The organism is Bacillus sp. BP-3 (assembly GCF_028401955.1).
Taxonomy (GTDB): Bacteria; Bacillota; Bacilli; order Bacillales; family Bacillaceae_G; genus Bacillus_A.
The window spans coordinates 282,312-308,220 of sequence record NZ_JAQOTJ010000003.1 but is presented as its reverse complement, the minus strand read 5'-3'; the positions used below and the strand labels follow the sequence as shown (position 1 = coordinate 308,220).

General features: G+C 34.1%; 23 protein-coding genes and 1 pseudogene. 3 read left to right on the top strand and 21 right to left on the bottom strand.

Annotated elements, in window-relative coordinates:
* Positions 1-40: 40 nt before the first annotated feature.
* A complete protein-coding gene (locus PLX19_RS06970) occupies positions 41-1,264 on the bottom strand; it encodes an MFS transporter (RefSeq protein ID WP_272187778.1) in 1,224 nt (407 codons plus the stop codon).
* A 593-nt stretch (positions 1,265-1,857) separates the two neighbouring features.
* On the opposite strand from PLX19_RS06970, the gene PLX19_RS06965 reads away from it, so the two are divergent.
* On the top strand, positions 1,858-2,562 hold the full coding sequence (locus tag PLX19_RS06965) for a hypothetical protein (protein ID WP_272187777.1): 705 nt from the start codon (positions 1,858-1,860) through the stop codon (positions 2,560-2,562).
* A gap of 45 nt (positions 2,563-2,607) precedes the next feature.
* Here PLX19_RS06965 and PLX19_RS06960 read toward each other — a convergent pair whose 3' ends face one another.
* The 18 genes from PLX19_RS06960 to sleB form a co-directional block, all read right to left on the bottom strand.
* Positions 2,608-3,114 carry a DUF3189 family protein gene (locus PLX19_RS06960; RefSeq protein ID WP_272187934.1) on the bottom strand — a complete coding sequence of 169 codons (507 nt, stop codon included), beginning with the start codon at positions 3,112-3,114 and terminating at the stop codon, positions 2,608-2,610.
* A gap of 90 nt (positions 3,115-3,204) precedes the next feature.
* A complete protein-coding gene (locus PLX19_RS06955; protein ID WP_272187776.1) occupies positions 3,205-3,804 on the bottom strand; it encodes an undecaprenyl-diphosphatase in 600 nt (199 codons plus the stop codon).
* Between the two features lie 195 nt (positions 3,805-3,999).
* Positions 4,000-5,421 (bottom strand): HAMP domain-containing sensor histidine kinase, encoded by a 1,422-nt coding sequence (locus PLX19_RS06950; RefSeq protein ID WP_272187775.1) that lies wholly within the window; start codon positions 5,419-5,421, stop codon positions 4,000-4,002.
* Positions 5,418-6,092 (bottom strand): response regulator transcription factor, encoded by a 675-nt coding sequence (locus tag PLX19_RS06945; RefSeq protein WP_272187774.1) that lies wholly within the window; start codon positions 6,090-6,092, stop codon positions 5,418-5,420. The genes PLX19_RS06950 and PLX19_RS06945 overlap by 4 nt, the downstream gene beginning before the upstream one ends.
* An 11-nt stretch (positions 6,093-6,103) precedes the next feature.
* On the bottom strand, positions 6,104-6,634 hold the full coding sequence (locus tag PLX19_RS06940) for a hypothetical protein (protein WP_272187773.1): 531 nt from the start codon (positions 6,632-6,634) through the stop codon (positions 6,104-6,106).
* A gap of 317 nt (positions 6,635-6,951) precedes the next feature.
* Positions 6,952-8,688, bottom strand: coding sequence for a PAS domain-containing sensor histidine kinase (locus PLX19_RS06935; protein ID WP_272187772.1), 1,737 nt, complete (start codon positions 8,686-8,688; stop codon positions 6,952-6,954).
* A gap of 320 nt (positions 8,689-9,008) precedes the next feature.
* The gene (locus tag PLX19_RS06930) at positions 9,009-9,863 is read right to left on the bottom strand and encodes a Cof-type HAD-IIB family hydrolase (RefSeq protein ID WP_272187933.1); all 855 of its coding nucleotides are present in this window, start codon (positions 9,861-9,863) and stop codon (positions 9,009-9,011) included.
* Between the two features lie 219 nt (positions 9,864-10,082).
* Entirely contained in the window at positions 10,083-10,238 is a 156-nt protein-coding gene (locus tag PLX19_RS06925) for a DUF1540 domain-containing protein (RefSeq protein WP_081904805.1), read from the bottom strand.
* A 72-nt stretch (positions 10,239-10,310) separates the two neighbouring features.
* The gene (locus tag PLX19_RS06920) at positions 10,311-11,534 is read right to left on the bottom strand and encodes a cytochrome P450 family protein (protein WP_272187771.1); all 1,224 of its coding nucleotides are present in this window, start codon (positions 11,532-11,534) and stop codon (positions 10,311-10,313) included.
* 173 nt (positions 11,535-11,707) lie between these two features.
* Positions 11,708-12,058, bottom strand: coding sequence for a hypothetical protein (locus PLX19_RS06915; RefSeq protein WP_272187770.1), 351 nt, complete (start codon positions 12,056-12,058; stop codon positions 11,708-11,710).
* A 40-nt stretch (positions 12,059-12,098) separates the two neighbouring features.
* Complete coding sequence (locus PLX19_RS06910; protein ID WP_272187769.1) at positions 12,099-12,875, bottom strand: DUF817 domain-containing protein; 777 nt, start codon at positions 12,873-12,875, stop codon at positions 12,099-12,101.
* Positions 12,876-13,417: 542 nt separating this feature from the next.
* Positions 13,418-14,515, bottom strand: a complete 1,098-nt coding sequence (locus PLX19_RS06905) for a hypothetical protein (protein ID WP_272187768.1) — start codon at positions 14,513-14,515, stop codon at positions 13,418-13,420.
* 215 nt (positions 14,516-14,730) lie between these two features.
* A complete protein-coding gene (locus tag PLX19_RS06900; protein WP_272187767.1) occupies positions 14,731-15,489 on the bottom strand; it encodes a DUF3959 family protein in 759 nt (252 codons plus the stop codon).
* 215 nt (positions 15,490-15,704) lie between these two features.
* Positions 15,705-16,727, bottom strand: coding sequence for a homoserine dehydrogenase (locus PLX19_RS06895; RefSeq protein WP_272187766.1), 1,023 nt, complete (start codon positions 16,725-16,727; stop codon positions 15,705-15,707).
* A 26-nt stretch (positions 16,728-16,753) separates the two neighbouring features.
* A complete protein-coding gene (locus PLX19_RS06890) occupies positions 16,754-17,245 on the bottom strand; it encodes a GNAT family N-acetyltransferase (protein ID WP_272187765.1) in 492 nt (163 codons plus the stop codon).
* A gap of 135 nt (positions 17,246-17,380) precedes the next feature.
* A complete protein-coding gene (locus PLX19_RS06885) occupies positions 17,381-17,986 on the bottom strand; it encodes a YhcN/YlaJ family sporulation lipoprotein (RefSeq protein WP_272187764.1) in 606 nt (201 codons plus the stop codon).
* An 18-nt stretch (positions 17,987-18,004) separates the two neighbouring features.
* Positions 18,005-19,345, bottom strand: coding sequence for a germination protein YpeB (ypeB, locus tag PLX19_RS06880; RefSeq protein ID WP_272187763.1), 1,341 nt, complete (start codon positions 19,343-19,345; stop codon positions 18,005-18,007).
* An 18-nt stretch (positions 19,346-19,363) separates the two neighbouring features.
* On the bottom strand, positions 19,364-20,131 hold the full coding sequence (gene sleB, locus PLX19_RS06875; RefSeq protein WP_272187762.1) for a spore cortex-lytic enzyme: 768 nt from the start codon (positions 20,129-20,131) through the stop codon (positions 19,364-19,366).
* Between the two features lie 419 nt (positions 20,132-20,550).
* Here sleB and PLX19_RS06870 point away from each other — a divergent pair.
* A pseudogene (locus tag PLX19_RS06870) lies at positions 20,551-20,805 on the top strand (DUF3889 domain-containing protein); the annotation flags it as partial.
* A gap of 123 nt (positions 20,806-20,928) precedes the next feature.
* Here the strand turns inward: PLX19_RS06870 and PLX19_RS06865 are convergent.
* On the bottom strand, positions 20,929-21,852 hold the full coding sequence (locus PLX19_RS06865) for a serine hydrolase domain-containing protein (RefSeq protein WP_272187761.1): 924 nt from the start codon (positions 21,850-21,852) through the stop codon (positions 20,929-20,931).
* A 391-nt stretch (positions 21,853-22,243) separates the two neighbouring features.
* Between PLX19_RS06865 and ppsA the strand changes: the two genes are divergently transcribed.
* Positions 22,244-24,883 carry a phosphoenolpyruvate synthase gene (gene ppsA / locus PLX19_RS06860; RefSeq protein ID WP_272187760.1) on the top strand — a complete coding sequence of 880 codons (2,640 nt, stop codon included), beginning with the start codon at positions 22,244-22,246 and terminating at the stop codon, positions 24,881-24,883.
* A gap of 172 nt (positions 24,884-25,055) precedes the next feature.
* On the opposite strand, the gene kynA is transcribed toward ppsA, so the two are convergent.
* Complete coding sequence (kynA, locus tag PLX19_RS06855) at positions 25,056-25,895, bottom strand: tryptophan 2,3-dioxygenase (protein ID WP_272187759.1); 840 nt, start codon at positions 25,893-25,895, stop codon at positions 25,056-25,058.
* Positions 25,896-25,909: the final 14 nt, after the last annotated feature.

Genomic DNA, 25,909 nt, shown 5'->3' with positions numbered 1-25,909 from the left:
AAAGTCCGCCAAAGTTTATTAGACACTTTGGCGGACTATTTTATTCTATACTTCGGTTCATTCTATGCCGCGCCGTATCGCTCACTTCAATTTTTTTAATCGGTAAAAACGTCCCAATACATGCAATACATGCACAGCTAGCGAATACAAATGGTAATGACTTAACAGCTACGAATGATAGTGTTCCGAAAATAATAAGATCTAATATTGAATCTAAAACAGATAGTAATGAAATCGTTGTTGCACGTACATGCGACGGGATAATATCATTACTAAGCTGCGAGTATATCGGATATCGAATTGCACGTACGAACCGTAAGATAAAAAAGGCTCCTAATATAACCCACAAAGTGTCTCCGAAAAACGTTGATAATAGTAAACCACCAACAGCTAAACCACCTGTTACATTCATTAAAATTGCACGTGAAAATCTGCAAGTAAGCCATCCAATTGATATTGAGGAAAAATATCCAAGGATAGCAGCTAAAGCATACATAATACCAATTGCAAATACAGGAAGGCCTGCTTTCGTAAACAACGGTTGGTTAAATGTGTCATATACTGCGCTTGCTGGAATGAACACAAGCGAGACGTTTAAAAACATAATAAGTAATTGCGGTGCTTTACGAATTACCTTTATCCCTTCAAATACTTGTGAAAAAGATTCTTCTCGGTAGGATGATAGCTTCTTTGGACTTTTGATGAAAAGTAGTAATGCAAATTCTACCAAATGAAATGCTATTCCAAGAACAATTAAAAGTGTAAATTGTTCCTCTCGTAAATCTTTGGCGAAATACGAACCGAAAATTACAGCGAATAACATGGATATAAAGCCTGCCGATTGGATTTTTCCCATTGCTTGATCCATTACATGTTGTTCATTGTTTTCTTTTAGTGACTCATAAATTAATGCTTCGTCCGCACCAGAGAAAAATGTAACCGAAAAACCGTTCAATAAACTATATAGACAAAATAACCATAGGTTATCTGCAAATAGCAAGATAGAAATACTAAACGTTTTTATGATAGATCCTGTCAAAAATGATAATTTTGCACCGAATCGATCTGCAAAAACGCCTGCTGGAATTTCCCCAACAAGTACTGCCACGCTCCAACACATCATGACAATAAATATATTGGCTGCCGTTAAGCCTCTTTCCATATAAAACAATGTCATTACGGGCTGTAAAAAACTAATCGTTCCAAAAAATTGCACCCAAAATAAAATGGAAATGTTATGCGTTGCGATAGTTTGTTTCTTCAATTGTGTTCCTACTTTCCGTTATTCATTTTTTATGATGATTTTAGGAAGTAGGAGTGCTATATGACCGTTAGTTGATATTCACTCCTCTTCCTGCGTTTGAAAATGCTTTTAGTGTTTTTTGCATGTTATTTCCTCCTTCAATATAGATGTGTTTATTATAACAATTTTCTTAATATTAAAGAAACATTTTTAAGCATAATGATAAGATTGTAGGAATATGTAAAGTGGTATATAATAAAAAGCAATAAACGATTATTTTAGGTATTCCTAGAATAAAGGAGCGATATATATGAAAATTACTATTTATTTTGGAAGCCATGAAGATCAAGAAGTACGTACAATGGATTGCCATTTAGATGTCGAAGATGCAGAGGAATTTGTATCTGTTTCTTAATATAAATATACATAATATCATAGGGGAAATGCTCTTCCCTATTCTTAATTAAGATGCCTTTTTGAGGCATCTTTTTGTTTATTTTGAGGATAAAAGCATTTACTTTTCAACGAATAAATAGTATTATATAAATATAAGAACAAATGTTCGTTTTGTATCTCCTCCCTTATGGAAAAGATACTAGGAAGGATGGATTTCATTGACTCAAAATAAACGCAGAGGAAGAAAAAAGCATACTCCTACTATTTCAAATACAGGCTTTATTGGCTCTGTGTTTATCGATACATTAGAACTTCAAAAAAAATCATATTACTTTTCTCGTAAACGACTACACATTGCACATCATGTATTAGATGGTCTCGCGCAAGCAACAAGTTCTCTTTTTGCTGAACATAGTATTACTGCTTACTTATCATGTGCGTATTTACATAAACAAAAGAAAATCGGATTTGTTCTTTCAACGAAACCTTTTAAAGAAGCTGAAGGCATTGCTTATTTTAAAAATTACTTAATTGAAAAGAATTTTTATAACGGAAATATAGAAGAAGAAAACTATCAAGAAATTTTTAATACTGGTTTTATTGGCGTTGTTTTTGCAGATTTATCAAGCATTGAGCGCTTTAATTTTGAATTTGAAACGACTCTTTTATCAAAATTAATGAAAGACATGATTATTCCAATTAAGGAGTTATTTTTACGTAATAAAATTCCAGCATACATTTCAACTGTGGAATTAGAAGATCAACATAAATTAGGATTTGTTTTATCTATAAAGCCCTACGATGAACGTGCTGAAGCGGATTTATATTTTGAAATGTATTTGAGAGAACGTGATTTATATATTGGTGATGAAGAAGATGACATTGATAAGATTGTCATTCGAAAAAAAGTTGAGATCGTATAACAAAAAGGATGGTTAATATATGATTAACCATCCTTTTTTGATAAACTATTTAAAGTTTTCATTTTCTAATACTACAACATCATCATTTGTTAATCTTCCAGCTTGTTTTGTATAATCTACGAGCCTGATTATATTATCACAAGCTTGTTTTGCACCAAAAACTAACAACGGTACACCAATAAAATCAATTTTTAATCTTCTTGAAAATAAACCACCAATCGTCATAGCAATTGGTACAGTTGGTGATGTGTTAGAAAACACAATTTTTTCGTGATTTTGATATTTATCTTGTAATAATATACTTAAATTTTTTAATGCTGGAACTACAACTTTAGATGCACCATGACCGACTGTATAAACAGGGTCTCCGTTTTCGTCTCGCCCATGAAAAATAATTTTTCCCATATCAGAAGTTTTTAGTTTATTAAAATAATCAACGTTTAATATTTCGTCTTTTGTAAGTTTTCGATTAGTTGGTAGTTTTTTTAAATGATATGCTGCTGCTAATGAAGTTGTATGTGTCCCGCCATAATCAGTATAAATATAAATCATCATATCATCCTTTAAATTGATATACATGATTACTATTATGACCAAATATTTGCATTCTAATCTAAAACGTATTTATAAACCGTGGACAATTTAAGCTATGTGATTGTACTTAGACAGCAATGGAATTCGTTTTGTTATTTTAGCGTAAATTTGAAACATGAGACGTATCAAAGGTTCTACTTTGTTTGTATATTTGACGACTAAAGCACTTGTTAGGAAAGATAAAACAGCACCACCTATAATATCTGCTGGGTAATGAACACCAACATAAATACGCGAAATACCAACTAGTATAGCCCAAAGCACCGCGATATTTTTCCATACCTCTCCGCGTAAAATCATTGTAAATGCTATAGAAAATACAAGTACAGCATGATCACTTACGAATGAAGAATCAGTAGCATGTGGTACTAATTTGTGTACATGATATGTGACAAATGGACGTGGATGATAATAAAGTGCATGAATCAAAACATTTAAAAGTAGTGCTGTACAAACAGAAAGAGCTGTGTACAAAACTGTATATTGCTTACGAATAGCTGTATCTTTTTGACCGTTACTAAACCATAAAGAAAGCATCAAGATAATTGCAACATAAGGTGCGCTATTTGTAATAAATATCATCATCTTATCTAACAAAGCAGAGGATCCTGCCAAATTATTAATCCAGTGGAATATTGTGTAATTCATATAAGTCTCTCCTTGTTTACATTCAGTTCATAATCACTAATTTTAAATCATTAGTGATCACCTATTTCGTTGATTCGCTCAGTATACACTAGCAATATGAAATGTTCTTTAAATTTTTCTCATCTTTTTCTCATTTTTCATTTGCATTCATTATAATTATGCTAAGTCCACAAATAAAAGCGAGAAGGATGTAATCTACTTCTCGCTTTTTAGACAATAAAATAATAAGGTAACTGTCGTTCCCTCTTTTTCTTTGCTATCTATCATAATACGTCCATTATATTTTTCTACAAGGCGCTTTGCAATGGAAAGTCCTAATCCATTTCCGCCTTGTTTTCGACTTCTTGCTTTGTCGACTCGGTAAAAACGATTTAGTACATATGGCAAATCAGACTTTGGTATTCCGACCCCGCGATCTGCAATGGTAATCTTAATTTCTTCTTCTTCTACTTCGCTTTGCAAGCAAATATATTTTTCATGTTCTTTTGTATATTTGATCGCATTATCCAGTATAATGACTAAAATTTGTTCAAGATAAGAAGCAGGAATAGAAACACATGCATGATTTGCGTGTAATTTTCTATCAAAATGAAAGTCTGCATGCAGCAACTCGAAATTTTGCGTAACTTGTTCTATTACTGAATGTACATGTACAGGTTCGGCTGCAATAGGATACATTTGTTCAGATTCTGCTCGTGATAATTCTAATAATTCTGACACGAGATTATTTAAACGATCTACTTCTTTTAAACTCGAATCTAATGATTTTTGTAAGATAGCAGGGTCATTTTTTCCCCAGCGATTTAACATAGAGAGATGTCCTTGTATAATCGTAAGTGGTGTACGTAATTCATGGGATGCATCTTCAACGAATTGTTTTTGTTGCACAAAAGATGTTTCTAAATTGTCCATTAGCTCATTAAAAAGCAATCCGAGCTTGGCAAATTCATCATTGTTTTCGTGAATTGGTACCCTTTCTTTTAATCCATTTATCTTAATTTTGTTCATCGTATCTGTAATAGCTTGCACACTTAAAAGAAGTTGCTTTGCAAGAATAGTACCGCCTAAAAAGCTAAGTAGCAATCCTCCGATACCAGCAGCGATCATAATGAGAAAAATAAGCTTCATTAAATGATCAAAAGCTTCAAAGTTTTGTCCAACTTCAATTGTACCCGTAAATGTATGTGTTGTAATCGGCGTGCGCTGTACAAATATTCTATCTTCATAATGTCTTGTCATAGAAGTTTCAGATTCATTGACGTACTTTGGCACAACTAATTTTGGATTAAAGTCACGTGAAACAGTGACAAGTGCCTTTCCGTTTGCATCCAAAATTCGAATCATTTGATGTTTATCATTTATAGTTGCAAGAAAATCCTTACTGTTTTCAATTGTATTTGCGGAAAAGCTTGTATTCCCATTCTTAAAATAAGCTTCAATTTCTGTTACTTGTCTGCTAATTTGTTTTTTTTCATAATCAAGTGTCCAGTGATCAATAATAACATATTGTAAAATATTATATAAAAAGAATAAGACAAATAATAACGTGCTGGACCATAGTGTTAATTTCCATTTTATAGGTAAGTTTCGAATCCGATTCTTTATTTGCTTCATCATCGCATCACATATCCTACGCCCCTGACAGTTTGTATATAGTTTTCTTTGTCATGGCTATTCAATTTATTGCGTAAATAACGAACATATACATCTACTATATTCGTCTCTACCACTGCATTGTATCCCCAGACTTGCTCTAAGAGCATGTCTCTTGTCAAAACGCGATTAATATTTTTCATAAACATCATAAGCAACTCAAATTCTTTATTTGTTAACTCAATTATCTCTTCTATTTTATGCAAAGTTCGAGACTCTACATCGAGTTCTAAATCATTAAATCTTAAAAGAAGTTTATTTTTATGCTCTTCTTTTTGATTTCGTCTCAAAATCACACGCATTCTTGCTAATAATTCTTCAATAGCAAATGGCTTCGGTAAGTAATCATCTGCACCGCTATCTAATCCGGTTACACGATCCATAATACTATCACGCGCTGTTAACATAATAATAGGTGTTTCTTTTGTTGCCCGTAATCGGCGGCATACTTCAATTCCATTAAGACCGGGAATCATCAAATCAAGAAGAATAATGTCATAATTATGCTCAAGAGCCGTTTCTAATCCTTTTCTCCCATCATACACAACATCTACTGCATATCCTTCATATTTTAGTTCTAACTCTAAAAATTCCGCTAAACTTTCTTCATCTTCAATAATTAAAATACGATGCAATATTATCACTCCTATACAACAAGGTGAACGAGTAATCCAATTCCAAATATAATAGCTACAATTTGATGAGCTTTTCGATACGTTACATATTTTTTCTTATCCTTCAGTTTGTGTAATAGTATACCAGCTATGGTAACAAGAACTAGTCCTATTAAAGTAAAGATTCCACTATAAATTAGAATCTTATTACGGCTACCTACTATTAAAAAATATATCCCATGACTAACAGCGACTGTAAAAACTGCATACCCGATAAACGTATGATACTGCTTTAATAACATATAAAGTTCTTTTGTGTATTTGGCAACCGTTACTTTCCTTTTATGTAAAAACAACCAAATATTACGAAATAACCATAAGAAACCTGCTGCAATTGCCCCGTATTCTGCGAGGGATCCAAGATTTTTATTCAACCCTTTTAATGCAATTTGATTTCCTACCATAAAGTCCAACACTAACATTGTAACACCAAATGCAATAATACAAGCCCCTATAATTTTAACGGATACATGAAAAATTTGATTTAATTGACTTTTCGACATTTTAGTCTCCCTCCTTCTGTAAGGATGAAAAGTGATTGTTCGCTTATATTTTAACCATAAAAATGGAAAGAACGATGAAAGAAAGATTAAAATTAGATGAGAAAATGCATAATAGTTTCTTAAGAAGGAAGTGGGTTCGGACATATTTGAGTAACCTGGTAGTGATAAAAAATGAAAGGATGTTTCATTATGAGTATACATTTACATCACTTATACTCATCTTTCTTTTTGTTTTACAGTTACATAAAGAAAAAAAGAGCATCTGACCGCTTCAATACACGGCCTAATACTCTCGCCCTCCCCTAAAAAGTGTTTTTTCAATTTGCATTTATATAAGTTTGAGAAATTGGTAAGTAAATTTTCACCGAAGTCCCTATTCCAACCTTACTCGTTATATGAATCCTTCCTTGATGACGTTCAATAATTTTATAGCTAATCATTAAACCAATGCCTGTCCCTTTTTCTTTCGTACTATAAAAAGGTTCTCCAAGTTTTATAATTCTTTCTTCTGGAATACCAATCCCCTCATCAGAAATACAAATCATGACCTCATTGTCGCTTGTTTTTTTAGCAGAAATTATGATGTCTCCACCATTTGGCATTGCTTCAATTGAATTTTGTAAAACATTTATAAATACTTGCTTTAACTGTTTTTCACAACAATCCATATACAAGACGTCAGGATCAGTTTGGAATGTGATATGAATATTCGTCATAATTGCTTTTGTGTTAATTAACGACACAACATTTTCTAATATAAAACAAAGATTCTTGTTTTCAAAAGAGGTAATTTCAGGTTTTGCAATCGATAAAAACTCATGAATAATAGATTCTATACGCTCAATTTCGGAAATCATCAATGGGAAATAATCTGTGTCATTTTTCATTTGAATTTGTAATAATTGTATAAATCCTTTAATGACAGTTAAAGGATTACGTACTTCGTGCGCAACGCCTGCAGCAAGTTGACTGACCGCATCTAATGTGTCTGATTTATTTAATAGTTCAGCTGTTTTCTTTCGTTCGGTAATATCACGAACAATAATCATAATTTTATCTGTTAAAAGCGGTAAACATCGTGCTTCAAAATAATACATACTATCGTGCATCGGTAAGGAGTAGTCTACAATTTCTATGGAATTATTTTGTTGTACTTTTACAAATGCTTCTTGTAACTGATCAGCAACATCAGAAGGTAAAACATCTTGAAACTTTTTCCCCATAAATTCATCAATAGGCACATAAAATTTTGTTGGGCACCCAGCCTTATAATCAACAATTGTGCCATCAAAATTAGTTAAAAAGCATAAATCTGGAAGAGCTTTAAAAATTAATTCTAACTCTGAAGATTTTTGAATGAGTTCCTCTTCAATCTTTTTTCGATGGGTGATATCCACGCCAATTGCCCAATAGCTATATCCAGGAACAGGGAATTCCTTTGATAGGTTTGACCATATAATGGTTTTCTTATCACCATTTTTACAAGTAAGCGTCATTTCCCAATCACGAAAGTTTTTACCGCGTGTAGAAAATTCATGAAGCATTTGATTCCGATACGCTTCATCAGGATAAAGAAGCTCTAATGCGCGAGGATTTTTAACAATTTCAGCTGCACTATACCCTGTTACTTGTTCGCATTCTCGATTCCATATCGCAATAGTACCTTTTTCAGTAAATGCATCGACCATCACGGGCATGTTTTGTAAAATAGTATATAGATTTTCCGCAGGTATCGATTGATTCTCCTGAAGTTCGTGCAATTTATTTATTCCTAAATTGGTCATAAGCGCTGCAAGAGATTTAAAAAATATTGTACAAGAATCAATACAATCTTGAGGAGAAAAAACGATAAAATCACCAATCATATGTTCATGAATGATAATCGGAACATGGATTTTTGTATGTGAATGTGTATCATTAGATTCTGTGCCGTAATGGAACACTATCCCTTGATTGGAATCAAGAAGCTGATGTGAAATATGTGTTAAAAAATAAAATTGCTCTGCCATTTTTTGTACTTCTCTAGTATCAATAAGTTCTGTAAGCCGATACATATCCGCCAACTCCTATATTAATAATTCAAATGTATATATTGATTTTTCAATTGTGTTTAATTTTCAAATTTACCCAACTTTTCCATTATACGAATTAAATTTATTAAGGTACATAGAAAAATAGAGTTATTCATAAATTTATTTATTTTTCAACACGAAATATAGGAAAAAAAAGAAAAAAACGCGCAAAAACGCACATATTTTGTCGAAATTTGTGCATTTTTGCGCGTTTAACTATTTAGAAGTTTAAGTAATGGGATTAATAAGAACGTTTTTACTCTTTCATCACTTTTCACCGTGGTCTAAATAACAAAATCAGTTCATCCAATAATATAGCGGCGCAGTGCATGAGCGACACCGTGATCATCATTTGAAAGTGTTTTGTAATGACAAAGTGCTTGAATCTCTTCCACTGCGTTTCCCATTGCAATTGATATATTTGCCTTTTCCATCATGGAAATATCATTTAAGCCATCACCAATAGCGACAGTATGTTCTTTTAATATTCCTAAATGATTTGCTAGTGTATATAATCCATTTCCTTTCTGAGCATGCAGATGATTTATTTCAAGATTGTGCCAATAAGATGCCGTAATCGATAACTCCTCGTTGTCTATAAATTGCTCTTTTAATAGCTTTAATTTTTCCCTTTGATATGAAAATGGGAGAATTTTATGAATATGAATTGGCTCTGAAAATAACGGTTTGCAGCTTTCGATTGTTTTCGTTTCAGTATGCTGTAAATATAAAGCTGCTATATGTTTCAATTCTTTTTCATCAACATGTATATCAGAGTTTATAATAAAATCCATCTCAAGTTGAATGATTTCTTCTCCATATTTTGGGATATATACACCTTGATCTGTATACAATTGATAAGATATATTTTTTTCTTCTAAATAATCAACGATTTCTTCTGCATGTTCATTTACAATGGGATATCGTTGTATCATTTCATTATCTAAATACAAAATCGCACCGTTCTCCGCAATGATTGGACATTGTAAGTTTGTTTCTTGTAAAAGTTTATGAACATCTATCATTGAACGCCCTGTACAAATAGCTACAACATGTCCTTTTTTTTGACATTCCTTAATAGCTTCTGCATTTTCTTCACTAATTACTTTCTTTGATGTAAGAAGGGTTCCGTCTAAATCAATTGCAATAAGCTTCATTCTTTTCCCTACTTTCGTTTCTATATTTGTTTTAAATGATATCGTTCTCACATGTAACATCATAGTTATAATGTATGAAACGCATTTCAGGTCAAGAGTAAACCATTTATTAAAGAAAATTTTTATTTTCTCTACATGCAAAAAAAAGTATGAAAATGATTGTTATTATCAATAATATACATAAAACAAGGGTAACCACATTAGGCTACCCTTAGAGACTTAAACTTCTGGTATAAATGTTTTGCAATCTGTTTCTTTACTATCAGATGCTTGTTTCCCTGTATGACTTACTACATAAATAGATTCAGCATTGCACTTATTTCCATTTCCCCAATATTGGCAATTATTCACTTCACAAAGAACATCTTGAGCCATAGTATGACACCTCCTTTTTTTGTTTAGTATGAACAGTATTGAGAGGTGTCATACTATTTCGTATCCATTCGCTTAGAAAGATAATGGTAATTCTTCTAATGATCGCATTAAATAATTACCACTCCATTTTAAGTCTTCTCTTTTTCCTTTTAATTTAAGATCTGGCATGCGATGTAATAAGGTAGAAATTGCAATTTTCGCCTCTAAACGGGCAAGCGGTGCACCAAGACAGAAATGACTGCCATGACCAAAAGCAAGATGACGATTATTTTTTCTTGTAATATCAAAAATATCAGCGTTTGGAAATATCTTTTCATCGCGGTTCGCAGAGGCTAAGGAAATAATCACCTCATTTTTCGGCTCTATATTTTGACCATGCAATGTAAATGATTCTGCTGCCCAGCGCATAGTCGTTATTTCAACTGGACTGTAAAATCGTAATGACTCCTCAATTGCTGAGTCAATCAAATCTGGATTTTGCCGTAGAAGTAGCAATTGATCAGGATGTTCAAGCAATGCTAGAGTCATATTGGTAATTAAATTGACAGTTGTTTCGTGTCCAGCAACGATAAGCAGCATAATCATTGAATTTAATTCAGTGGCACTTAATTTTGTTCCTTCACTTTCTGCTTGTATTAATGCACTCACTAAATCGTCTGAAGGATTTTCTCGTTTTTTATCTACTAAATCTCGTAAATAATCAATGAATTCACCTAACTTTTTATCAGTTTCTCGAATAGCTTCTAGTGTATCTGGAGAATCAATAACCGTATGTGACCAAACTCTAAATTTATCTCGGTCTTCTTGAGGGATACCAAGCATCTCGCTAATCACAATAATTGGAAGTGGAAAAGCATAATCATTTACGAGGTTTATAGTGTGCTGATGTTCTATTTTGTCTAATAAAGTATCAGCAATAGATTGAATGTTATCTTTCAGCTGTAAAATCATCTGCGGGGTAAACGCTTTTTGAACAAGGGATCGTAGGCGACTATGGTCAGGTGGATCAGATCTCAACATATGTTTTCTCAAATACTCTCCATTTTCTAGTGTAAAATAGGCCTCAAACTCTTCTTTACTAAATACATTTTTAGCATCCTTCAGTAAACGTGTATCTTTTAATAAACTTACTGCATCTTCATATCTTGTAATAAGCCAGGCGTTAGGATATACCTGATAAACAGGATGAGATGCACGTAACTCTTTGTAAATGTCATATGCTTCATGTTTAAATGCAGCCGAAGTTAATTTAATCTCAGGTAATGTGTTACGATTCATTTCGTTATTTGAAGACATACCGCTAACCTCCGTCTTTAGAAATATTTGGTGATTATAGCACCTAATGACTATTATAACGCATTCATTTTTATGTAAGTTGAGAAAATTACAAATTCACATTACCTTTTATAATGAAACAAAAAAAGAGATGTTCAGAAGTACATCTCTTACTTATTGATATATTGAATTCACTACTCAAACTTTATTGTTTTAGGTACGTCTTCCCTGTCGTATTTTTTTGTGTATGTATTTCCATCAGGTGTAACAAATAGTATAGTAATCTCACCGCAAACACCGGAGTAAAATTGAAATTCTCCTTGTGAATTTGTGACAGTGCGTTCGTTATTAGCAATTGAACCTTCATACACTTTTACACCAGCTAGCGGCTGATCCGTATGATTTACCACAACAGCTTTGATTTGAACAGCACTCGCTTTACAATCTAAATTATTTTCACTTATTTTGTTATATACAATAAACCCTATTGCCAAAATAACGATTAAAATACATACCAAAAAGGCTATTCTTTTTCTTTTCTTCAAGACGGATTCACCTCTTTACTGTAGGATGAAGACAATTATATTAAGAAGAACTACTGCTTTTTTTTATTTTAAGTTGTTTTAATTGTGCCACAATCATAATGCTAATGACAACGAGTAAAAACCAGGAACTAATTTTTCCAATATGAACAAGTTTCCATGTTCCATGTTGATTTGGATATTGCCACGCGCCAAAGAAAGTTGCAATATTCTCTGCAATCCAAATGAAAAAACCTATTAAGAAAAATGAAAGAACAAGCGGCATTTTGTATGTAACCTCTCGCAAAGAAAAATGTACATAAGTACGAAAAAACACTACAAATAATAAGATTGTTAGACCCCAGCGAAAATCATATATAAAATGATGTGTGAAAAAATTAAAATAAATCATCACTCCAAGTGGAATTGTCCATATTGCATTTGGCCATCCTTCTACTTGCAAATGAAACCTGCGCCATGCCTGACATATATAACTTGCTACACTTGCATACATGAAGCCGCTATAAAGCGGCACGCCTAGCACTTTTGTCCACGCCTGCTCCGGATAAGCCCAAGAACCTTGATACACTTTATATATTTCTAATGCTAGTCCAATTAGGTGGAAAACAGTAATCACTTTGAGCTCATCTTTTGTTTCGAGTCCAGTTTTATACATGCCATATTGAATAAGAAGGCAGACAAGCAAGATGAAATCATAACGGTATAGACCCGGAATATGAATCACCTTCGAAAGAGCAAGTGTCAAAAAGATTAGGACAGGAAACATGCAGGAAAGAGCTTGTTGATAGCCAAAATAAACTAATTGTCGAAAATATACCATTGTTACTCTCCTCAAAGTGTGTATCTATTGTTTGATCTAAAGCTACCATTTATTTATTTCTTTTTTGAAGATTTCTCTACAATCTTTGAATTCAGAAATATTTGGTAATCGAAGCATTTAATAATTATATCGCATTTGGTTTTATAAAAGTTTAGAAAGTTGCAATTATATATTACTTTTTATTAAAAAAGAACAAAAGAAGATGTTGTCATATACATCTCCTTTTATCCTATATCATTTTTTTGGCTGTGCTAATCGTACGCTATAAAATCTCATAGCGTGCAAAGATCCTGTCATATGAAAAATCCCTTTATGTATTAATGTTTTTTTATTAAACAGTAATCGGCAAATGTCTTACTTTAGTCGTCTTCCTCTTCCTATATGAAAAAGAAAAGCAGCTTAGATTATGAAAAACTATGTGAAATCAATGAAATTAAAATCTTATTAAGTGGCATTTGTTGTGACTTAATAAGGTACAAAATAGGTATATAATTAATAATATAGAAATGTAAATTTAATAGTAAGATGTACATTTCTATACATTATTTTCCCATCAGAAACCAACCTGGTTTATTTTTTGTCGCCCGATTTCCTTTTGCTATATAGCGGAAATAAATGTTATGTTCTTTTAGCGGGAATAAAATTTTGTTAAGCTCCCAACCACCAATGATCCATAATGTTCCACCGCGATTGCGTTTATCTATTATTTCAACATTTTGTTTTTTTAAATATGTTATAAGATCAAACTTCATTATTTCTTTTTTCTTATTTGTTGTTTTTGATTTTTTATTTGTTACATATGGACCAAATAAAAACCAAGCCGGTTTTCCTTTTGTTGTACGATTTCCTTTTTCCTTGTAACGAAAGAATATTTTTTTTTCTTTTAATGGGAATAAAAGTTCATTTAATTCCCAACCGCCAAGAACCCACAATGTTCCCCCAAATTCACGTTTGTCAATTACATCTACATTGTGTTTTTGAAGATATGTAATTAAATCAAAAGTTGTATTAAGTACTTGTTCTGTTTTCTTTTCATTTGAAATAACTACTTCTGTTTCTTCTTGCTTTTTGAGATCGACATTAAGCATCTGTTGTTGTATCATCATATGCGCGAATACTTCTTGTATCGTTGTTTGAATGGATTTTTCAATCACTTCTTCCACTGTTTTACTTAATAGTTCTGTCAATTCATCGTTATGAACCTCAGCTGTCTTTTGCGGCATCTCTGGATCTCGATATTTTGGAGTTTGAAAGTTCACATTGCCATACGACTCTATAAACCAAACAGCAATTTTAAAAACAATTCGATACATTCGGATCGAATCTACAATACTTCCGTATTGGGCATCATGAATAGCTTTATTGCCGATTGTACGGATTAAATCAAAATAACCAAGGAATGTTTCATTAATAATTCCTTCACGAAATAGCTTATGTATGCGTTCTACATGCTTTATCTCATATACACTTTGTAAATTTTCTTTATCCCAAATCTCTTTTGCGACAGCTTCTCCAAATAGACGAGTTTTAACAAGTGCTTCATGCGGATCATTGTAGACACTCTTTTCTATGCTATATGCAATATCAGCAATTTTTGGATACTGCGGTTGTAAAAAGGAGAGTACGTAATTTTCTTGCATGTCGCCCTCCTATTGTTAATATTTTCTATATATTTAACTATAAAATATTCATTTTAATTGGACAATGGCTATTTTCAAACAAAAACTCGCTTTTAAATTTTTTCTTGTTCAAATTTATGATAATGAATAGGTATATTATTACAACGAAAAACCCATAATGCTCTATCGATTATACGTAGACATTACGGGTTTTTAAAATTGTACAAGATCATTCTCTATGCATTATAACGATTTCTTCTTCGTTCCATTCTCGTCTGTCCTTGCACTGTTCCAACATCATTATGTTGCTCTGTTGGCGTTGTATGGTTTGTTGGTGCTGTTTCTTGATGATTTTGTTCATACTTGCGAGTGTCTCGTTGTTTAGAAGATTTTTTACTGAACTTAAGCATTTTAAATTTTAACCTTGGTAAACTTGGAATGCGAATTTTAAATGTAGGTCTCATTCGCTTCTGTTTTTGTTTAAATGCGTTTGTTTTTTCTTGGTTATTGTTATCACGATGCAGTACGCTTGCAAGCAATCCGCCGAGTAAGAAACCTGCCACTAAAATGACTAAATACAGTTTTTCTGTTGTGAGTATGTTCATCATTCGCTGAAGAACTGCTAATGATTGAATTTGTTTTACATCCCAAAGCATCATGCCCCATAATCCGAGTAGCCCTAATGTAATGGCATATGTACGGAATCGGAATAAAAATGGGATGATAGCAATACATGCAGCAATTTTTGCGTTTGCAATTAAAGAATCGACTGTTATATATTGATTCCAAATTGCCAGCAAAAGCGTGATAAATGATGCATAAGCTACCCAACTAAATATTCTTGAATGCATTCGTTTTGCATGATAGCTCCCAAAACTAGTTAAAAACAATAATCCACCTATATATAATGATAATTGTAGTGGCATTTGTTTCATTAAACCTGTAACTGGGAACAGGGCGCTGAGCACCATTAACAGTACATCAAGTTTTTTCACAATTCTCAATCCCTTTCAGCTTTCTAACTTCTATAGCATAATGGTATTTTTCTGTTTTGTATACATACTTAAAAAATATCTTAATCCTTCTGATGATAAAAAGTAAATAGAAAAACATAACGATAATTGACAATCAATCACTGCTTTTATATAAGAAAATGACAAATCCCACTTTTTCTAAATAAGTGGGATTTGCACCAACATTATATGTAAAGTTATATTCTGTCTTTTCGATATAAATTGAGCACATCTTTTAAGGCAGCGGCGGCAGCTCCTCTTGGATTAGAAGCTCCACCAATAGTAGAAACTGCTCCCATGGTGTCTGTGTAAAAAGTAATTCCTTTTTCGGTTCCGATAACGCCAGCTAGAGAGTGATTCGAGTCTACTTCATAAGGTTGTACTTCAAGCCGCACTTTACCGTTATCGTCCGTATTTGCTCTTGCTAGTAGTTTGATTTGTTTTCCTTGCTGCTTTGCTTCTTGTATATCTTGTTTTGATAAATCGTCTATTCCTTTAATCCTTATATCTTCAAGGGTATATTCTGTGTTCAATAAACTATTTGATAGTAGCAATAATTTACAAGCACTATCCATTCCACTCACATCTAATAATGGATTTGTTTCAGCAATTCCTTTTTGCTGTGCTTGCTGTAAAGCTTCTTCATACGAAGTGCCATCCTCATGCATTTTTGTTAAAATATAATTTGTCGTCCCGTTTAAGATGCCTTCAATGCGATCAATCTTGCATCCCGCTAGGCTGAAGTGACCGATATCTAATGTAGGGAGTGCAGCAGCTGTTGCACCGCTATATCGGATGCGTACATTTGCGAATCGAGCGGCTTCGTCTATTTCTTTAAATGAAGTAACAAGAGCTCCTTTGGAAATCGCGACAATATCCATTCCCTTTTTTATTGCCTCTAATATATATTCTTTTCCAGGATCCCCATTTTGAAGATTGGTTGGTGTTGACTCAATAAAAACATGACCCAGCATGTTTTCGTTATGAACTGGATGTTGTTCGATGTATCTATGTAAAGCTGCTGATCCCTCTCCTTGTGTGAGTAAAGTATCGGCACAAAGCCCCTCTGGATGATATAACTTCACATCACGTCCAATAATTCCAACAAGAAGTAATTCTATGCCGAACTCTTTATGAATAAACGATGCTTTTTCATGAATGAGTTTTATAAATTCTTTTCCAACGGTGCCATAACCAGCAAGTATTATTTTGATTTGCATAAGATCCTCCGCTAACTTTTGAATGTTTATTTTTTTAAAGGTAAATATAAAACAAGTTGCGGTCCAATCGGTCCTATTCGGCGTTGTCCTCTGTCTTCAAAACCAACTGTTATATATAATTTTTGCGCAGGAATATTTCTTTCGTTGACTGCCAATACAACTTCTTCTATGTTTGGAAAGTATAAATCTACATAATTTGGTAGCAGTTGCAATGCTCGTTTTGCATATCCGTTTCCTTGTTCAGTGTAATTGATTGAAAATGAAGTGAGTAACAAAGAGTTTTCTTTCGTTGTATATTCTTGCACACGACTTCCTGATTGCAATGAAAAAATACCTACTGGCTTGTCATCAGCTATAATAATAATAGGATTTCGGGTTGGATTCTGCTTTACTTTGTCTAAAAGATCCATTGGATGAGCAGTAAATTGTACTTGTTCTTCTGGTAAAGTATAGGTTTGAAAAGCTTCTTTATATTCCTCTGTATATGGAACGAGTTGAATGGATTGATTCGTTTTCATTACATTTATTCCTCCCCAGTTCTAAAAACATACGTTTCCTTCCATACAAAATCATACAATATTTTTGAGAATAAATGAAATTTTCAATCTCGAAACGATAAAATACTCCCCGTGCTACATTACACGGGGAGTATTTTATCGTTTTAACTGTTGATTAGATTGGTCGACTTGTTCTTGTTTTAATTCATTTTGTTCGTCTTTTGGTAATTGTTGATTATTTTCTTTCACTGGATTGGTCTGTTTATTTTCTAATAAATCGTTTGGCACTTGTGGCATCGCACGACCTATGATTGCCGCAAGTTCATCGAGAATTCCTTCGCCAGCTTTACCTTCTTTAATCCGTTTTCCAATTTGTTTTAAACGCTCGTACGTATCTAAATCAGCCACAACAACAGCATTAGAACCTTGTGGATCATGTTTTAAGCTCTCAGCAACGGAGTATTTTATTGTTTCTACTCTTGTACGATCTAACTTAGCACCTACATCAATACCGACAATGGAATACTTACCAAGAACAACAGCTGTTGCATCTCTTACACCAGGTATGTTTGAGGCAATGCTTGCAAGATGATCAGCTTTTGTTACTTCTGTTTTACGCGTATTTTCTTTATATGTTACGTTTCTTGTTGTATATTGTTTTGTATTTGAAGTTGGTTTAGGATTCGCTTCGTTATCATTCTTTTTTGTACTGCAACTTGCTAATAGAAGTAAACAGATACAAAAATATAAGGTTTTCCTCAAAGGTGTCACTCCTATTCGTTAATCATAAATTTGTTCTACACTTTGTAATTTTTTTACTTTTTCTTCAGTACCACTATTGGCATTAATAAAGATTTGATAGGTGTCTTTCCCAAGAGTACCTAAAAACTCATAACATAGAACCTCTTTATGCAAGTCATTTACAACGATTGCTTCACGCTCTTCCATAACTTTCAAATTAGGATTAATTTTCTTTCGCGCATCCGAAACCGATAATGTTGGCTTTTGGACTTTTATATCTTTACGAGATGCTAAATAGTCTCTAGCAGAGAAACCAACAATCGAACCGTCATCAAGCGCAATTTTCATTTGAATGGATTCTGGATAAATACGCACGTTGTGACGATTTGTTACAAATGTGAAAACACCAATAGAATCGTATTGTGAACTTTCATATAACTCCATGCTTTTGAATTTATTTTGTTTTAAAAAGGAAAGTCCCTTTTCTCCTGCTTCATTTAAACTGATTTTTTGTTCTTTTACTTCACGGTTGTTCATAACCCAAATTGGAAAGCCACCTTGTTCAGTAATGTCCATGTTCGTTTCACTATTTGTCTTAGGATCTTTTACTGTAATGCTATAAAATTTTTCTTTTGCTCCTTTGCTGCTTTTTTCAGCAGAAATCGTTTCATTTCCCTTCAAGCTAAGGAAAGATTTTGCAATATTTATTGCCTGGTCTTTTGAAATTTTGGGACCCGATATGTGTGTTTCACCCTTTTTTTCTGTCTGCAGACTTGTAAACGTTGGTCCAAAAGGACTTTGTGAATAAGAGTTACTGTTTTTTTCTACTGTTTTAAATCCGTCTATAATTGTGTTATCGGCTGGATTCTTATCAGAAGCAAGCGCTAGTTCAACATCCATCCAACGTAAATTGTTTTTTAAAGCAAGATGCTGTACTTTACGCAGTTCATCTTGAATATTCGCAGCATTACTATATAGTTGCTGAAGTGTATTATATTCTTGATCATTCAATGGCTCTTTATCTAAATCACGTATAGCTGTACGGTAACTGAATTCTCCGATATTTGATAGAAATTCTTCTGTTTTGTTAAACGGGAGTAACGTAAGTGGTAATTGACCAATATCAGAATGCGCTTGCGATGTAATACGCCACACATCGGCTAATGCTGGTGATAATGATGTGCGTGAATTCATTGCTAATGTTGTTCCAATCTTGTCATGTAATAGATCGACTTGATAGGCTAAATCATGGAAAGCTCGCTGGTAGTTATTTTCAGCGTGTATTAATACCGCATTTTTTTCTTGGTGCTCTTTATATCCCCAATACCCTGTGCCTACAACTCCGATTGTTAATAAAACAATTAATAAACCTCTAAACATATCTCATCCACCTCCTAACTAGTGACAAAAAATGTGTCTTCCAATTTTCTTAATTTGCGGGCGGCTCCAAATCCATTTACTTGTTGCTGTATCCGGATTAAAGTAATAAAGTGCTTCTCCAGATGGATCCCATCCGTTAATTGCGTCGAGTACAGCTTTTTTTGCTGTTTCATTTGGTGTTAAATTGATCTGGCCGTCTGCAACAGCAGTAAACGCACGCGGCTCATAAATAACGCCTGCGACTGTATTTGGAAAAGATGAACTACTAACGCGATTTAAAATAACAGCTGCCACAGCAACCTGTCCGATATAAGGTTCACCGCGTGATTCTCCGTATACAGCATTTGCTAAAATTTTAATGTCGTTTTGCGAGTATCCATTCGGAACATTTGTGCCTTTATTTTGTGCTGGTTTATTATTTTGCGATGGTTTATTATTTTGATTGTTCGCTGTGTTACTTGGTTGCTTTTCATATTTGGTAGCTTTTACGAGCTTTTGTTTTGTAGTTGTACCAGCAAGTCCGTCAACCTTTAACCCGAATTTTTGCTGAAAATTTCGTAGAGCCCAATATGTACCCCATCCAAAGACACCATCTACTTTCCCATTGTAAAATCCAATGTATTTGAGTCTTGATTGTAGTTCGACTACATCTTCTCCAGAAGCGCCTTTTTGGATAACTTGATTGGAAAAAGCCCCTACCTCCTTCTCATGAACACTACTTACTAACAAAGTAACTGCCACCGTAATGAGCAGAAGCGCCACTTTGAAAAAAGCTCTACACTGCATAGTTCAACCTCCTTGAATATGACGATGAATTCAAGGTTATTTTTTGTAAATCATGCGGTTTTATGTAATAAAGACAAAAAAAGGCACATTCATATGAATATGCCTAAGTGTAAACACTATAAAGTGAAACTTTAACCAGTCCTTACTAATCGGGCGCATGTCAGCAGTTTATCTCCCACCTAACTTCTTCAGAAAAGCGCTTTTTGCCTCGTCCGATGGGGGGCGAAACGACCGGAGATTCTAGCCATTAGAACTAGACAATGCCTTCGCTGAACTTTGAGTTGGGAGTATTACTGCACGTTCATGCGGGATAAAAAATGTTATAAAGGAGCTTTAAGATGACACGGTTATATACTCAATTATTTATTTGTATCGGCCTTGCTTCAATGGTTTTGTTTATTTTCAACCCTTTTCCTTCTGTTCATGCGCAGCCTCCCTATGCGAAATGGGGAAAGCTTGCGGTGCAAATGACGAAAGAAAAATATCCGCAAGCTGATATTATTGATTATCTTCATATTGGAAGAAGACCGAAAACAGTAAATATATCAGTTGAAAAATTTAAGTTATGGTTGCGTGACAAGAGCGGAAAAGAATTTGGAGTATTTGTTGATGTAGAATTTGAAACAAAAACAGAAAAATTTATCAACATTTCCTTCAAAGAAACCCCTAGATAAAAACAGCATGCTGTGCCAATAGAAAAAGATTTTTTCAAGGCGAGTCAACAAAAACAAAGAAAACTCTACCCTATTACTGAAGTTCTGAGTAGTGCCGAGGTTTGTGTTTGGTAGCTTTACTTTTTAATGCATTTCTTGTAAATATTTCACAAACAATTTGAGAGGTACTAATCCTCGTTTAGGCATTTGACTGCTAATGACTGCGGTAAGTTCTAATTGAGGTACATTTAAAATATATTGCCCGCCGTATCCCATTGCAAAATATGTATGATATGGCACGTTACACGTCTCTCTATCTAAGACCCACCAGTGATAACCGTATGCTCCGATATGTTCATACGTCGTAAATCGTTTTTGCTGCGATTGTTCAATCCAATTTAAAGAAACGAGTTGCTGTCCATTCCAGTAGCCGTTTTGTAGACAGAGAAGCCCGATTTTAAGTAAATCTTTTGGACTCATTTTCATACCAAAACCACCAACAAAAATGCCCTGTGGATCTTGTTGCCATTCATAGTTCATAATGTGTAACGGTTCAAATAAATATTTTTCAGCAAACGCTGCTGTTGTCATCCCTGTCGCAAGTTGCAAAATATAACTTAATATATGAGAAGAACCAGAATTATAATTCATTTTTGTTCCTGGTTGTTCATTGATCGGTTTATTGAGAATATAGTCAATCCAGTTTTCCGACTCTACAAAATCATTTGGGAAATTAACACCGTCACCAAATTCGTTCCACTCTTCTCCCGTTGTCATCGTTAATAAATGATACATTGTTAATAACTGTTTTTCTTTTGGCATATTTGAAATCCACTCTACAATGGGTGTATGTATACTATTGATATATCCTTGTTCAATTGCAATGCCAATTAGAATAGAGATAACGCTTTTTGTTATCGAATTAATTTTATATAGATTTTGTGCACATTTCTCTGTTTTATAATATTCTGTAACGATTTCACCTTTTTGATAAACGAGAAAAGCATTTACTTTTTTCTTTTTAAGTGCATGTTCTAATTCTGGTAAGTTCAATAGAAACTCCTCCATTACTACTTAGCGCTAATTTGACCATTATAACGGAATATAAAATGAGAAACAAAAAAGAGTAGATTTTTTCTAGGGCTACCGCCACATGTCCATCAACTTAAGAATTAAAACAAATGAAGCAGGGTTACATTTAAAAAGGTGATATTTTTGAGGAAATAAACAGATTAAATGGAAAAGTTGATTGTAGTCATATTCATTGTGGGTTAGAAGGTACATGAGCTGCTTTCGAGGAGTGAACGGGGACATCAGCTTACTTTATGCTAAGGTCTAGCTATTTTTTGCACTCTTCCTAACTTAATTATAACATGTAGAAAATGGTTAATATAGACTGTTTATTCTCATTTACTACTGCTAAAATCAATAGAACATTGATGGTAAGGAGAGATGCAGAATGAGTTCTTTGGTTCTCGGGTTTCAAGAAATGGAAAACACGCAGCTTTTGCTTGTCGGCGGAAAAGGGTTACATTTAGGGGAATTATCAAAAATTGAAGGAATACAAGTACCAGAAGGATTTTGTGTTACAACAGTGGGATATCAAAAAGCCATCGAGCAAAACGAAACGTATCATGCATTGTTAGATCGACTAGCAATGCTAAAAGTAGAAGATCGAGATCAAATTGGTGAAATTAGCAGGAAGATTCGACAACTCATTATGGAAGTAGAAATTCCTTCCGATGTTGTAAAAGCAGTTACTCACTATCTCTCCCAGCTTGGTGATGAACATGCTTATGCGGTGCGTTCTAGTGCGACTGCTGAAGATTTACCACATGCCTCTTTTGCTGGTCAACAAGATACCTTTTTAAATATCATCGGCAAAGAAGCAATCTTGCAGCATATCAACAAATGTTGGGCTTCCTTATTTACGGCTCGCACGGTAATTTACCGTATGCAAAATGGATTTGACCACAGGCAAGTTTATTTATCCGTTATCGTTCAAAAGATGGTTTTCCCACAGGCCTCAGGGATTTTATTTACCGCTGATCCAATTACTTCTAACCGAAAGCTGCTATCAATCGATGCCAGTTTTGGACTTGGAGAAGCACTGGTCTCTGGCTTGGTATCTCCCGATTGTTATAAAGTACAGGAAGAGGAAATCGTCGATAAGATGATAGCAACCAAAAAATTGGCAATCTATGGACGAAAAGAAGGCGGAACAGAGACACAACAGATTGATCCTGATCAACAAAAGACGCAAACACTTACTGAACAACAAATTTTACAACTAGCACGCACAGGAAGACAGATCGAAGCTTATTTTGGTTGCCCACAAGATATCGAATGGTGTTTGGTTGATGATACATTTTATATTGTCCAGAGTCGGCCAATCACTACTTTGTACCCTATCCCTGAAGCGAATGATCAAGAAAATCACGTTTATGTATCTGTTGGTCATCAACAAATGATGACCGATCCCATGAAACCACTGGGATTGTCTTTTTTCCTGTTAACGACTAATGCACCCATGCGTAAAGCTGGTGGAAGGTTGTTTGTTGATGTCACACATATGCTAGCTTCACTTGACAGCAGAAAAATGTTATTAGATGCCATGGGACAACACGATCCGCTCATGAAAGACTCACTTATGACCATAATAGAGAGAGGAGATTTCATAAAATCTTTACTAAATGATAAGCAAGAACAGAGTTCCGGTAAAAGCAATAAAAGTGTGTCGTCTACGGATTCTAGGGCACAAATTGAAAACGATCCGACAATCGTTTCTGATTTGATTAAGAGTAGTCAAACATCAATAGAAGAGTTAAAACAAAACATCCAAACGAAATTAGGATTGGATTTATTTACTTTTATTTTGGAAGATATCCAGATATTAAAAAAGATTTTATTTGACCCACAAAGTTCAGCCGTGTTTATGGCTGCTATGGATGCTTCAACATGGATCAATGAAAAAATGAGCAAGTGGTTAGGTGAAAAAATGAGCAAGTGGTTAGGTGAAAAAAACGTAGCAGATACGCTTTCTCAATCTGTACCAAACAATATTACTTCGGAAATGGGTCTGGCACTATTGGATGTTGCAGATGTGATTCGTCCTTATTCAGAAGTAATTGATTATTTACAACATGTAAAAGATGATAACTTTTTGGATGACCTGGTCAAGTTTGATGGTGGACGGGAAGCCCAAGACGCTATCTATGATTATCTCTGCAAATATGGAATGCGATGTGCCGGAGAAATCGATATTACTAGAACTCGATGGAGTGAAAAACCAATTACACTTGTCCCTATGATTCTTAATAACATTAAAAACTTTGAGCCTAATGCTAGCAATCGGAAATTTGAGCAAGGGCAACAGGAAGCTTTGAAAAAAGAACAAGAGTTATTAGATCGATTGAAGCAATTACCGGATGGTGAACAAAAAGTCAAAGAAGCAAAACGAATGATCCACCTAATCCGGAATTTCATCGGTTATCGGGAATATCCAAAATACGGCATGATTAATCGCTACTTCGTTTATAAGCAGGCTTTACTGAAAGAAGCCGAACAACTCGTACAAGAGGGCGTTATTCATGAAAAAGAAGATATATACTATCTGACTTTTGAAGAACTTCACGAAGTCGTACGCACAAATAAACTAGATTACCAGATTATCAGCAAACGAAAAGACGAGTACAAATTATACGAAAAACTAACTCCCCCACGTGTTATCACGTCTGATGGTGAAATTATTGCAGGTGAGTACAAACGAGAAAATCTCCCGGCCGAAGCAATTATAGGTCTACCTGTTTCTTCCGGAGTTATAGAGGGAAGAGCACGTGTTATCTTAAACATGGAAGATGCTAATCTAGAAGATGGAGATATATTAGTCACCTCCTTTACTGACCCTAGCTGGACACCATTGTTTGTATCCATAAAAGGCCTAGTCACCGAAGTTGGTGGATTGATGACCCATGGAGCAGTTATCGCACGTGAATATGGCTTACCAGCAGTTGTCGGGGTGGAAAGCGCTACCAAATTGATAAAAGATGGGCAACGAATTCGTGTGCATGGAACAGAAGGATATATCACAATTTTATAATTTCCGAACACATTCAAATTTAATTAATAGCACCAAGATTTAGACAAACCATACAGTGATCTTAACAAAGCTAAGAGTATTTCAATAACCCACAACATCATTTTTGTAACACTATAAAATAAGCATAAAAGCTTTTTCATAGAGAAAACTTTTATGCTTATTGTTTAATCGTTTATAGCTTTGTACGAATAGCCCAAAGCTCTGGGAAAAATGATTGATCAAGCACACGTTTTAAATACGAAACACCTGAAGAACCGCCAGTGCCTATCTTATGACCGATAATACGTTCTACCGTTTTCATATGACGGAAGCGCCACTGCTGTAGCCAATCTTCAATATCGATTAGCTTTTCAGCTAATTGATATAAATCCCAGTATTTCTTCACATCTGAGTACACTTCTAACCACGCTGCTTCTACTGTTGCATCGACCTCATACGGCTGTGTAATATCCCTTTGAAGAACACTTTCGTTAATTAGAAAGCCCTCTTTTGCAAGTGTTTGAATTGCAACGTCATATAGGCTCGGTGTATGAAGTGCTTTATGTAGACGTGCATGTAACTCTTCATCTTTTTCATAGATTTTAAGAACATGTGGTGTTTTATAACCAAGTGCAAATTCAATCATGCGATATTGATAAGATTGAAAACCAGATGCTTGACCAAGCGAATCGCGGAACTCAATATATTCAGACGGTGTCAGCGTAGCAAGAATATCCCACGACTGAATAATTTGCGATTGAATTTTTGAAACTCGTGCAAGCATTTTAAAAGCAGGTGCAAGATTATCATTTTTAATAGATTCAATAGCTGCTTCTAATTCGTGTAAAATTAATTTCATCCAAAGTTCACTTGCCTGGTGAATCACGATAAATAACATTTCATCATGATGATCAGACAATTGCTTTTGACTTGATAGCAGACTATTAAGTTGTAAATATTCCCCGTAAGTCATGTTATTACGAAAATCTGTATGAATCCCCTTTTCCATAATTACTTTTTCATTCTCGCTCATATGTGTACATCCTC